Origin of the sequence: Acetobacter okinawensis JCM 25146 (assembly GCF_000613865.1) — a bacterium.
GTDB lineage: Bacteria > Pseudomonadota > Alphaproteobacteria > Acetobacterales > Acetobacteraceae > Acetobacter > Acetobacter okinawensis.
In genome coordinates, this window is sequence record NZ_BAJU01000023.1 from 1 (window position 1) to 12,066 (window position 12,066).

The 12,066-nt window shown below is 59.7% G+C and carries 10 protein-coding genes and 5 pseudogenes; 10 read left to right on the forward strand and 5 right to left on the reverse strand.

Annotated features, from left to right (window positions below):
- From JCM25146_RS23845 to JCM25146_RS10040, 3 genes and pseudogenes are all read right to left on the reverse strand, one after another.
- Positions 1-179 (reverse strand): annotated as a pseudogene (locus JCM25146_RS23845) (hypothetical protein); the annotation flags it as partial.
- A 34-nt stretch (positions 180-213) separates the two neighbouring features.
- Positions 214-450 carry a (2Fe-2S)-binding protein gene (locus tag JCM25146_RS10035; RefSeq protein WP_025827717.1) on the reverse strand — a complete coding sequence of 79 codons (237 nt, stop codon included), beginning with the start codon at positions 448-450 and terminating at the stop codon, positions 214-216.
- A gap of 121 nt (positions 451-571) precedes the next feature.
- Positions 572-1,099, reverse strand: a complete 528-nt coding sequence (locus tag JCM25146_RS10040; protein WP_025827718.1) for a PACE efflux transporter — start codon at positions 1,097-1,099, stop codon at positions 572-574.
- A 61-nt stretch (positions 1,100-1,160) separates the two neighbouring features.
- Between JCM25146_RS10040 and JCM25146_RS18660 the strand changes: the two are divergent.
- The 10 genes and pseudogenes from JCM25146_RS18660 (at position 1,161) to aldA (ending at position 10,713) form a co-directional block, all read left to right on the forward strand.
- Positions 1,161-2,047: pseudogene (locus tag JCM25146_RS18660) on the forward strand (LysR family transcriptional regulator).
- A 139-nt stretch (positions 2,048-2,186) separates the two neighbouring features.
- Positions 2,187-3,385: pseudogene (locus tag JCM25146_RS24910) on the forward strand (amine dehydrogenase large subunit).
- Entirely contained in the window at positions 3,382-3,966 is a 585-nt protein-coding gene (locus JCM25146_RS10055; RefSeq protein ID WP_025827720.1) for a MauE/DoxX family redox-associated membrane protein, read from the forward strand. Before JCM25146_RS24910 ends, JCM25146_RS10055 begins: the two are co-directional and overlap by 4 nt.
- A complete protein-coding gene (locus tag JCM25146_RS10060) occupies positions 3,966-4,577 on the forward strand; it encodes a thioredoxin domain-containing protein (RefSeq protein ID WP_369347406.1) in 612 nt (203 codons plus the stop codon). Before JCM25146_RS10055 ends, JCM25146_RS10060 begins: the two co-directional genes overlap by 1 nt.
- Positions 4,564-5,160, forward strand: a complete 597-nt coding sequence (gene mauA, locus JCM25146_RS10065; RefSeq protein WP_025827723.1) for a methylamine dehydrogenase (amicyanin) small subunit — start codon at positions 4,564-4,566, stop codon at positions 5,158-5,160. The genes JCM25146_RS10060 and mauA overlap by 14 nt, the downstream gene beginning before the upstream one ends.
- Positions 5,161-5,162: 2 nt before the next feature.
- A complete protein-coding gene (locus JCM25146_RS10070) occupies positions 5,163-5,699 on the forward strand; it encodes a cytochrome c family protein (protein ID WP_148299041.1) in 537 nt (178 codons plus the stop codon).
- Between the two features lie 174 nt (positions 5,700-5,873).
- A pseudogene (locus JCM25146_RS10080) lies at positions 5,874-7,234 on the forward strand (outer membrane beta-barrel protein).
- Between the two features lie 45 nt (positions 7,235-7,279).
- Positions 7,280-7,879 carry a thioredoxin domain-containing protein gene (locus tag JCM25146_RS10085; protein WP_025827729.1) on the forward strand — a complete coding sequence of 200 codons (600 nt, stop codon included), beginning with the start codon at positions 7,280-7,282 and terminating at the stop codon, positions 7,877-7,879.
- Between the two features lie 187 nt (positions 7,880-8,066).
- Positions 8,067-8,903 carry an aldo/keto reductase gene (locus tag JCM25146_RS10090; RefSeq protein ID WP_025827731.1) on the forward strand — a complete coding sequence of 279 codons (837 nt, stop codon included), beginning with the start codon at positions 8,067-8,069 and terminating at the stop codon, positions 8,901-8,903.
- Positions 8,904-9,269: 366 nt separating this feature from the next.
- A pseudogene (gene aldA / locus JCM25146_RS18670) lies at positions 9,270-10,713 on the forward strand (aldehyde dehydrogenase).
- Between the two features lie 59 nt (positions 10,714-10,772).
- Here the strand turns inward: aldA and JCM25146_RS23850 are convergent.
- Together JCM25146_RS23850 and JCM25146_RS24915 are read right to left on the reverse strand one after the other, a co-directional pair.
- Positions 10,773-11,438, reverse strand: coding sequence for a c-type cytochrome (locus tag JCM25146_RS23850; protein ID WP_242401049.1), 666 nt, complete (start codon positions 11,436-11,438; stop codon positions 10,773-10,775).
- Positions 11,348-12,064 (reverse strand): c-type cytochrome, encoded by a 717-nt coding sequence (locus JCM25146_RS24915; protein ID WP_369347407.1) that lies wholly within the window; start codon positions 12,062-12,064, stop codon positions 11,348-11,350. Before JCM25146_RS24915 ends, JCM25146_RS23850 begins: the two co-directional genes overlap by 91 nt.
- Positions 12,065-12,066: the final 2 nt, after the last annotated feature.

The following is a 12,066-nucleotide window of genomic DNA, read 5'->3' on the forward strand; positions in this document are numbered from 1 at the left end:
TCCGGCAGGCGGGGCATGGCCCCGTTGGGCAGGGTCTGGGCGGTGCGTGCCCACAGGTAGACCTGTGCGCCGGTGCGGCTGGCATGCAGGGCCAGTGCGGTGCCCCAGGCACCTCCGCCCAATACAAAAACAGGATCGGTCATACCCGCATCGGTGCCAGAAGCGTAACCGCTACGCAAGCGGGGGGAGAGGCTGGTGTGGGGTGTTTGTGATTCAGGCAGAAGCGGCAAGTGCTACGCCGTGCTGGCGTGCGGCGTGGGCGGCCAGTTCGGCCTGCTGCATGTGGCGTAGCTTGGCCTCGCGTAGAAGGCACACAACGCCCTTTACGCAGTTGCCGCACTGTGCCTTGCAGCCGCGTGCTGCATAAATCTCACGCGGGTGGTTTGCACCACCGGCCACGGCGGCCTCAACGTCTTTATGGGTCAGCAGGTTGCAGGAGCAGACAACCATGAGCTTTGCACCTCAATATTGCGAGTCTCATCCTACTCAACCATAAATGAGAATTAGTCGCAATACTTTCTATGCAACAACTCGCCGGTTGCGCCCCAAAAGTGATCTGGGCGGGAGCGGCCTATCTGGCGTGTGGGTTAGCTTTGTGGGGGAGGGGAAAAACCCGATCATAAGCCATGTTGAACACGAAGGCGTAAACCAGATAAAATAGAGCCAGAGAGAGCGAAAGTGGTAGAGCGCCGAGCATGGACGCATGGGTGTACAGCGCAATGCCGGGTACAAGCACAAGCTGGAGCCCCGCCTCGAACACAACGGTGTGCACCATCCTTACCCGCATGGTTTTGTGCGTGGTGCGGTAGAGGCGGACCATCACCCGGTCAAAGGCAAGGTTGTACAGGTAATTCCACACCATGGCGGTTATGGCGCTGCCAATGCCAATAACGCCCATGGCGGATTCGTGCAGGTCAAACAGGGCGCTGCCCGCAGGGATGGTGGTGGCCAGTGCAAACAGCTCAAACAGCACAACATGGCGCAGGCGGTCCATGCGCGAGCGCGTGGGGACACTGCCTTGCACGGCAGAAGTGGCGGAAGGGGCCGCAGGCCCGGTAGCCCCCAAAGCCGGGGCGTGTGTAGGTACGTAAGTTGACATGGCGGCAATCTATCTGGCCTTCTGGGAAAGGAAAGATAGAACCTATCAGAAAAACAGATGGATGAACGTTTCACTCGAACAGCTTGAGGCCTTTGTGGCCACGGTGGATGCGGGGTCTTTTTCCGCAGCAGCTCGCGCTCTGGGGCGGGCGCAGTCGGCCATAAGCACGCATGTTGCCAATTTGGAGGTGGATCTGGGGGTGGTCCTGTTCGTGCGTACAGGGCGCACTCCGGTGCTGAGTGCTGAAGGCGAGCGCCTGCTGCGCGAGGCCCGTGTGGTGCTGGACCGGCGCGAACATCTGATAGGCGTTGCCCGCTCGCTGGAAAGCGGGGTGGAGAACAGGCTGGTTGTTGCCATAGACGAGCTTTATCCCGAGCACGCTCTTGGCCCGGTCTTTGCCGAGTTTGCGCAGGTGTTTCCCCATGTGGAGATGGAAATCCTGTTCCCGCTCATGGAGACGTCGGTCAGCTTGTGCGTGATGGCGCGGCACAGCTTGGGCTTATGTGGCAGCAGCATCGCATTCCTCCAGAGCTTGCATTCCGCACCATCGGGCGGGTGCCGCTCAAGCTGGTGTGCGGGCGCAACCACCCGCTGGCGCAGGGTGGCCCCGTTGCGCGTGAGGACCTCAAGCGCCACCGCCAGATTCTGGTGGCCGCGCGTGAGCGTGAGCGCGAGCGGCATTACCTGCGGGTGGCGGGGGAGGTCTGGTGGGTGGAAAGTCACTGGGTCATACTGGAACTGGTGCGCCACGGCATAGGCTGGGCCTTTGTTTCCGACCATGTTCTGGCGGCGTCTCCCGCAGCACCCGATATTGTTGTGTTAGAGCAACAATTTGACGCGGGCGACCGGTTGGCTCCCCTTGCGGTGGTCTGGCACGCCAAGGGTTCGCACGGGGTTGCTGCGCGCTGGCTTTTGCAACGTTTCTTCAAAAAAGAAGGAAATTTTTAAAGCGGGTCTGGCTGTTTCTTCTGGTATTTTTCTGGTTTTATCAGGAAACGCAGATGTGTGGTTATATTTGTGTTGAAAATGCAACAGTAACGGCTATGATACGAAAATCCTGAAGGAAACGAGAGAAAAACAGGTCCGTATGTCCGTTCTTTGTCCACGTAAATTCTGGGTTGGCCTGCTTCTTGGCAGCGCGGCCTTTTTTTCATCCGTAGCGCCTGTTCTGGCCACCGAACCTGTTCTGCAAACCGAGCAGAGCGACGTGGTGACCCTCAAACCCTACAGCCCTCACACCGTTCTGGTGGAAGACGCGGTTTACAGCCATAACAAGGATGGTCGTGTAAACGTGGTGGACGCCGACAAGGGCGTGCTGCTGGGTATGGTACAGGCCGCTTACAACCCCAATGTGGTGCTCGCCCCCGATGCCAGCCGCTTTTATGTGGGGGAAACCACATGGGAACGTGGCAACCGTGGCGCACGCAATGACCTGCTGGCTGAATACGACGCCCAGACCCTGAAGCTGATGGTGGATGAAAAACTGCCCTCACGCGCGCTGGTTACGCCCAAACGCAATAATCTGGCCATCAGTGCCGATGGTGCGCGGGTCTATGTGTACCAGATGAGCCCTGCCAACGCGGTGGAAGTGGTGGACACAAAGGACCACAAGATCACCCATACGGTGGAAGTTCCCGCTGCGCGCTGGCCTATGCATGGGGCAATGCCGGTTTTTCCTCCCTGTGTGGCGATGGTTCTCTGAGCAATGTCAGCCTGGAAGCAGATGGCAAGGCCAGTGTAACCCACACCGCTCCGTTCTTTGAGCCGGATAAGGATGGTATTTTTGAGCAGAGCCCGAGCGTGGCTAAAGACGGCTCAACGTATTTCATCAGCTATAGCGGTAAGGTTTACCCGACCACCCTGTCTGCCAACTCCACTGTGCAGCCTGCGTGGTCCTTGCAGGTGGGTGCTGGCCTCAAGCCCGCCCCCGATGCTTCTGCTCCGTTTGAGGTAACATGGCGGCCGGGTGGGTGGCAGATGTCCGCCCTGCACAAGGCTACGCATGAACTGTATGTGCTCATGCACCGCGGCACGTTCTGGACCCACAAGGATGCGGGAACAGAAGTGTGGGTGTATAATACGGATACCCATAAGCGTATCCGCCGCATGCCGCTCAAGGTTGCCAGCACCATGGTGGGCATCACACAGGACGCCGCTCCTCTGATGTTTACAACGGATGAGGAAGGCGACTTCTTTATCTCCGACGCGCGCACCGGCAAGCTGCTGCGGACGATGAAAGCGCTCGGCACATCCCTTATCTTTACGGTTGCGCCGGGTGAAGGATGAGCCTTCAGGCTTGGGTTTCTTCCGCGCCCACATGGTGCGTGCAGGCAGGCCAACTGTTTGCCGCCCTGTGCGCGGGCGGCATCGGTGCGCTGTTTCTGGTAGCAGGGGTTGCCAAGCTGCGTGCGCATGATGCGTTTCTGGGCACGCTTGCATCGTACCGTCTGCTTCCCGAATGGCTGTATGAGAGTGCAGCCTGGGCGCTGGCCATAACCGAAACAGGGGTGGCTCTTCTCCTGTTTTCGGGGCGTGGTGCTTTTGTGGGCAGCATTGTGGCCGCTGCTTTGCTGGTTGTGTTTGCCTGCGCCATGGGGGTGAACGTCCTGCGTGGGCGCACGGACCTGTCCTGTGGGTGCACACCCGGTGTTGCGGGGCAGAAGCTCTCGTGGGCCGTTGTGCTGCGTACCTTGGTGTGTGCGGTGTGCGCCCTTGTGCCCTGTTTGGGGCTTGCCCTTGCGGGCGGGCTTTCTCCCGCCGTGTGGGTCTGTGGTGTTGCCGGTGGTGTTTGTGTGTATCTGTTGTGGCAGGCCATGCAGGTGCTGCCGCCTGTGCGCGTACCCGGCTCGGGGGAGTACGGAGCATGATGACACTGCTTTACGTCTGGCAGGCGGCCCTTGTGCTGGCCGTGCTGCTGCTGGCGGTTGTGCTGGTTGCTCTGGCGCGCCAGATTGGCGTGCTGCATGAGCGTCTGGCCCCTCTGGGGGATCAGGAGGTCAAGCCCGGACTGGATGTGGGGCAGGTTCTCCCGCGCCTGATCCTGCACACACTAGACGGCAGGCCCTTTACCGTGGGGGACCTTCTGCCCGCAGGCCAGCGGCAGCTCTTGCTGTTTGTGGCGGCGGAATGCCCCGTGTGCAAGCGGGTCTCCCCCATTGCCCGCCAGATTGCAGCCGAGCGTGGGCTGGAGCTTGTATTTGTGGGTGATGGCCCCGAACCCGAACTCCGCGCCATGCAGCAGGCACGACCGGAAATGCAGGGCGTTCCACTTATTACCGGGGTTGAACTGGCCCTGGTGTTGCAGATCAACCGTATGCCATCGCTGGTGCTGCTTGATGAGCGCGGCACCATACTGGCCAAAGACCTAGTAAATACCCGACGTCAGATTGAAGGGGCGCTGGACGGCGTAAGTGCTGCCCGCCCCGCATTGCCAGACCCTATGAAAGAGACAGGAGCGAATGCCCATGTTGCCTTCTGAACACACACAAAAAACGGAACAGGGCGCATCCTTGTTCGACCGCCTGACCGAAACCGCACTGCGCCACTTTGCCGGGCGCACGTCCCGCCGTGGCGTGGTGGCCCGTCTGGGTGGGCTGGCTGCTGCTGTGCCGCTGTTCCCGCTGCTGCCGGTCAGCCGTGCCTCTGCTGCGACACCTGCCGCCAGTGCAGGTAAGGGTGTGGCCAAAGCGACGACACCTTTTGGTGCCAAGGCTCAGGCCAAAGACCCCAACGCCTGTGATTACTGGCGTTACTGCGCCATTGACGGCAATCTCTGCTCCTCCTGTGGTGGTGGTGTGCATAGCTGCCCGCCCGGCACCGCCCCGTCCCCCACATCATGGATCGGGAGCTGCTACAACCCGCAGGATGGGAACTCCTACATGATTGCCTACCGCGACTGCTGTGGGCAGGATTCGTGTAACGAGGTCACATGCCTTGGTACCGATGGGGACCAGCCCTCCTACCGCCCCATGGCCAACAACGACATTATCTGGTGCTTTGGCACGGGTACATCGGAAATGTACAACTGCTCCACTGCCGCTGTGATCGGCAAAGCATCCTGATTATGCGAGCGGCGTTGTTGCGTTGCCTGCTGCCCGCCTGTGCTGTGGTGGGCGTGCTTCTGGCTGGTGCCGTGCGCACCCATGCCGCTGTAGGTACGCCCCAGCCCCCCGTGGCTTTGCACACTGTACCGGATGCGGTGGCGGGTGCGACGACCCTGAGCCACACGCAGTCGGTTTATGTGTCGCACTGTGGGGGGTGCCACGGGATTGAGGGCATATCCGGCCCGACCTTTGTGCCTACGCTGCGTAACAGCGTGGGCAGTTTTGCCTGCACGCCGGAGGGGCGCGCCTATCTGGTGCGCGTGCCCGGTGTTTCCATGTCTTTGATCCGTGATGACCAGACGCTGGCTGATGTCATGAATTTTGTGCTCATCACGCTGGGGGGGAGCAGCACGCCCCCTGACTTTAAGCCCTATACCGCAGCCGAGGTGCATGCATGGCGGGCGCACCCGCTCTCCGGCCCGGATTTTATGGCCACGCGTGCGCATGTGCTGGAGCGGGCCCTTGCAGCCTGTGCGCACGGGCCGGGCGCTGGCTGAGTGCTGATGACGCGCCTGTGGCTGTTATGCCGCAGCGCGTGGCAAAAACACCACTATGACATGAAAACGTAAAATGACTTTTGCTCGCGCGTCCTCCAGCCTGTAGCAAACACAAGCCGTACCAACCCGGTCTGCCCGTTTTTGTCCGTATCTGATGTGTGGAGCAAATAAAGAATGCTTTTTCGCCGCCCTTTACCCGTGGGGATGTGCCTGACCCTGCAACTGGCGGCGCTGCCCGCACTGGCGCAGGAAAAAATAACGCCCGGTGATACGGCGCGTCCCTTGGTGTTGGAGGAAACCCCGGCAGAAAAGGCACAGGCGGCAAAGGACGAGGTCAACCTTAAACCAACAGCACATCACACATGGTTTGATGACCTTGAAGGTCATCTGGTGGTCGAGGCCGGTGTAAACGGCAACCCGTGGACGCATACAGGCCGCAACTGGCGCAGTCCTACGTGGACCGTGCCAACACTGCGACCCTTAACCAGATTACCGGCACGCTCTCCCACCCCACCACCGATATAGGCGGTGGGTATGGCATAGGGTTTGTGTTTGAGGTGCTGTACGGCTCGGACGCACGCTTTAACCCGACCATCGGTATGGGGGATGGCAGCCTGACGGGCATTTACCAGTGGGCACCCACACAGGCCCATATTGATGCGCATCTGCCATGGCTGAGCAAAGGGGGCATAGACCTCCAGATTGGTCAGCAGTACGGGATTCAGGGGTTTGAGGGTACGGATGCGCTGGAGCGCCCCTTTTATTCCTACAACTATTCATCCGATTACATTGTGCCGTTTGAAACCGTGGGCGTGCTGGCCACATGGCACATGACCGACACGGTTGCGTGGGTCATGGGGGTGAATGCGGGTAACTCCACCACATTTGGCGGGGCCAAAAACAACACGCGCCCCAAAGGCTATTTTGGCGTGCAGCTGAGCGGCCTTGCCGACGGCAAGCTTGATGTGGCCGCCATTGCCTATCTTGGTCCCCAGCAGAGCGTGTACGCCATTGGGAATGAAGCCAACCACCAGATGGAATATATTGGCGACTTTCTGGCGACCTATAAGCTGAACGATACAAGCTCCATTACGCTCAATGGCACCTACTACCACGACGACTATCTTCAGGACGACGTGTACGGTGTGACGACCTATTTTTCGCATGATTTCTCGCCCTCGCTCACCTTCAATGCGCGTGGCGAAATCTTCCGCGACAATAATGGCAGCGTGGTGGGGAACAACACGTCCCCCATGTCCTATGTCAACGAGCTGCGTGGGCGGCCCTATCCGTATGACTCCGCCCCCGGCACGACCTATGGTGAACTGACCGTGGGCGTGACCTACCGGCCGCAGTTCCTCAAACTGCCGCGCGGCAGCTTTTCCATTCGCCCCGAAGTGCGGCTGGACAAGGCGCTCAATGGCACCCGTCCGTTCAATCGTGTTTCTCCCACGGATGATCCGACGGTCAATTATGCCAATAATGGCACCAACAATATGTTCTGGTTCAGTTGCGATGCCATCTGGTCGTACTGAGCGGCCAGCAGCCGGACGCGGGGGAGTGGTATGACGCAGGCCAGTTTGCAAACACTTGTGTTGGTGAATGCCATGCTCAGCATTCTGCTGTGCGCTGCATTTTGTGTGGCATGGCGCATGTTGCTCCGTCTGCGCAGGCTTTTTCAGGAAATTGCACCCGTGGGGGCTCTGACCAACGCGCGTGGCCCCCAGCCGGGGGATGTATGCCCAGGTAATGCGTTTGCAACGCTGGATGGGCAGAGCATGGCGCTGGCTGGTGGGGCTATGCCGCGCCTGCTTCTGTTTGTGTCAGCAACATGCCCGATCTCTCGCAAGGTTATTCCCATTGCCCGCAACGTCTGTGCGCGGGAACGGCTGGACTTTGTGCTGGCGGGGGATGACACAGCGGCCGTGCAGGAACATTTTGCCCACCAGACAGGCACAGAGCCTGCGCGGTTTATCAACGATCCTGCTTTGGGGCGGGCGTTGGAGGTGGACAAACTGCCAGCAGCCTTTTTGCTGGACCAGCAGGGGGTGCTGATCGCCCGCGGACTGGTTAATAACCGCGAACATCTGGAAAGCCTGCTCAATGCATGGGAGAGCGGGTTTGACACGGTGCAGGCCTATATTACCCATAGCCGCAAGGCCGGGCGCGCCGCCGTTTAGGTTAGGCCCCCTGTGATGGGTGGGGGCAATCTGCCCCCATGAGGTCCAGTGGAGCGGCATACCATGCGTACCCCACCTGCCTGCTCTGGCCTTGTGGGGGGTGGAACCTTCATGCACACATAGGTGTTAAGGGTAATCCGTGTGGGAGTTTACACGGGGTCCATCCATAATCAAGGAGAATGCAGGCGTGACTATTCCTGAACTAACCCTGAACGATGGCCGGAGCTTTCCACTTATAGCTTTTGGTACATACAAACTGAACGGTGCGGCAGGCGTGCAGGGTATGCTCAGCGCGCTCGACGTCGGTTACCGCGCGCTCGACAGCGCTTTTAATTACGAGAACGAAGGTGCCGTGGGCCAGGCGGTGCGCCAGAGCGGGCGCCCGCGTGAGGAATTGAGCATTGCCTCCAAACTGCCCGGACGCCACCACAAGTATGATGAGGCCCTGAGCTGCATTGAGGAATCCCTCTACCGTGCTGGGCTGGACTACTATGACCTGTATTTTATCCACTGGCCCAACCCCAAACAGGGGCTGTACGTGGAGGCATGGCAGGCCCTGATTGAGGCACAGAAGCGCGGTTATGTGCGCTCCATTGCCGTATGTAACTTTCTGGCTGACCATCTGGACAAGCTCAAGGCCGAGACCGGCGTGCTGCCAACCATCAACCAGATCGAGCTTTCGCCCTACTTCCCGCAGGACGAAATGCGGGCGTACCACCAGAAGCACGGCATTGTGACCGAGGGCTGGAGTCCGATCGGGCGTGGCGGCAAAATTCTGTCTGATGACCTGATTGCACGTATTGCCAAGCGGCTTGGCAAAACTCCAGCACAGGTGGTGTTGCGCTGGCATGTGCAGGTTGGTTCCGTACCCATACCCAAAGCGGCCCACCGTGAACGCCAGATTGAGAACATGTCTGTGTTTGACTTTGAACTGACTGATCAGGACATGCGCGATATTGCCACACTGGCCCGCCCAGACGGGCGCTCTTTCGGTCAGGACCCCGCGACCTACGAGGAATTCTGAAAAAACACAACCAGAGGTGCAGGGGGCTGAACGCCCCCAAATATGCATAGTACTGGTTTTTTAAGCGGTTTTTCATATCCTCTTCTCCCATCACCCTGTGCCTGTTCCGGCCGGGGTATGGTGGGGTTGCTCACAGCATTTGTTTGTCTGCGCGTTATGCCTGAACAGGCCCATACCCACGGTGTGCATTGTCCACCTGGCTATGGCGCAGCGCATGCCTCAAGCCACCACATGCTGCACCTGCAATGCCAGTATAGCCAATGGCCAATGTGTGAAATAGACAGACAGAACCAGCATGTTTTGCCACACACCCACGCACAGGCTCCCGCGCCATAATAACTGCAACAGTTAAGGATTATATTGGAAATGTCTTTGAAAAAACACGAGCTGTTCATCAATGGCCAATGGGTCAAGCCTGAATCGGGTGCGTATGTCACCATTACAAATCCTGCCAACGGGGTGGATGTGGCAGCAGCAGCCAAGGGGAGCGTGCAGGATGTGGACAGGGCGGTTGCTGCTGCCCGCAAGGCTTTTGGGCCATGGAGTGCAAAAACGGCTTCTGCACGGGCGGATTATCTGTATGCGCTGGAGCGCGCGGTGGTGCGTGAGCGCGAAAAACTGGCCATCACCATTACGTCGGAAATGGGCAAACCCATTACAGAAGCGCGGATGGAGGTGGATTTTGCAGCAGGCCTTTTACGCTTTGCAGCCGAAAACACACGCCGCCTGCAAGGAGAGATCATTCCGGCCGAGCTCGAGGGGGAAAAAATTCTCATCGACCGTGTCCCTCATGGCGTTGTGGGGGCCATTGCTGCGTGGAACTTCCCGCTTGCCCTGTGCGCGCGTAAAATTGGCCCGGCTCTGGCTGCGGGCAACACCATTGTTGTCAAACCGCACGAGCTAAGCCCGCTTAGCGCACTAGCGCTGGCGGCTCTGGCGCAGGAGGTCGGCCTGCCCGAAGGTGTGCTGAACATTGTAACCGGGGATGGCCCGGATGTAGGCGTACCACTGGTGGCCCACGCGGATGTGCCGCTGATCACCATGACTGGCTCCACCTGCGGGTAAAAAAATCATGGCCGCCGCTGCCGAACATCTGAAGGAGGTGCGGCTTGAGCTAGGGGGCAAGGCGCCGTTTATTGTTATGGAGGATGCGGACATAGACGCAGCAGTGGAGGCGGCGGTCAGTGCACGCTTTTTTAACTGTGGTCAGGTCTGTACTGCCAACGAGCGCACCTATGTGCACGAGGCGGTGTACGATCGTTTTGCCAAAAGCCTGCGTGCACGTATGGAAAAACTCAAAGTGGGCGACCCCCTGCATGAGAGCACGGACATGGGGCCAAAGGTCAGCCTGACAGAGTTGGAAAAAGTGGACGCCATGGTGCAGAAGGCCGTTGCACAGGGGGCTACACTCGAACTGGGTGGGCACCGGCTGCAAGGTGGCGCGTATGATCGCGGCACCTATTACGCCCCCACACTGCTGAGCAACGTCCGCCACGGTATGGACATTGTGCACGACGAGGTGTTTGGCCCCGTTTTATCCCTGCTCAAGGTGCGGGATTTTGATGAGGCCCTTAAACTGGCGAACGAGAGCCAGTATGGCCTGTCGGCCTACCTGTTTACCAAAGATCTGGGCCGGGTGCTGCGTATGACGCGCGAACTGGAGTTTGGCGAGGTGTACGTCAACCGCGGTGCGGGTGAGGAGCCACAGGGCTTCCACCATGGTTACAAAAATAGCGGTCTGGGTGGGGAGGACGGGCAGCACGGGCTGGAAGCCTATGTGCGGACCAAGACCATTTACCTCAACGCCTGATAGATCCCGGCGTGAAGTTCTGCCGCCTCCGCTATGGTGCAGGAGGCGGCGGGTGCGGGCTAGTTGGCCCGCTTGGCGTCCTGCACGGCCTGCTCCATGTTATGGGGCGTGGCGGTGGTAAAATGGGTCATGACAAAACTGGCAATATCCGCCAGGTCCCTATCACTCAGTCCCCCACCGACAAAATGCGGCATGATCTGCACACCCGTTGCGGTCTGCATGCCGCTCCCCTGCACCAGCACCTGCACAAGGTTACGCCCGTTATCCGCCCCCAGTGAGCGCGCCCCCGTTATGGTGGCAAAGCTGGACTGGCGGCCCGTGCCATCGGCCATGTGGCAGCCTGCACAGGTGGAGGCATACAGGCGTGCGCCGCGTGTGTTCTGCGGGAGAGCGGCATCACCCGCAGGGGGTGTTGTGCGCTCCAGCGCATCTTCCGCCGTGTGCAGGGGGGGGATGCTGCGCAGATAAACCACCATGGCGTGAATGTCCGGGGCACTCAGGTAGCGCAGGCTATGGCCCACCACATCGGCCATATCCCCCGTTGCCGTGCCATGCCCATCGGCATGACCGGTGGACAGGTACTGGGCCAGTTCCGCATCACTCCATGCGCCCAGTCCGCTCTGGCGGTCAGATGTCAGGTTATAGGCACGCCAGCCGTTGATGATATTGCCACCCAGTGCCCGGCTGCTGTCCAGCCGAAGGTGCGGGTGCGTGGGGTATGGCAATCTCCACAATGGCCAGGCCCTTCCACCAGATACCGCCCCCGGTTCCATTCCGCCGACTGGGCGGGGTCATCCGCATAGCTGGCGGCGGGGCCGTTGAGCATGTTCCAGAACACCATGAGCGAGCGGATTGAGAACGGAAAATGAATGGTATTTGCAGGTGTTTTCTGGCTGGATGGGGGCAGGGTCGCCAGATAGGCGCGTATGTCCCTGACCTCTTCATCGCTCATGCGGGCGTAGGCAGTGTAGGGCATGGCGGGGTAAAGGCGCTTGCCATGGGGGGACACGCCTTTGCGCACCGCGCTGACAAACTGCTCATCAGTCCATGCGCCAATGCCTGCGGTTTTGTCCGGTGTAATGTTGGGTGCATACATCACCCCAATCCCCGGCAGGCTGAAGGCCCGCCCACCTGCGTAAGGTGTTCCCCCTTCGGCTGTGTGGCAGACCTCGCAGTCTGCGGCGCGGGCCAGGTAGCGCCCTTTTTCCACGTTGGGTGGCAGTGGGGTGGCGTGGGCATGGGGTGCGGGCACAAACATGGCGGCAGCACCAACAACGCCGCCAACGAGCGCACCGCACATGGCACGCGGCAGGCCGGACAAAAAAGAAGATATGTGCATGAAGTTACGCATCA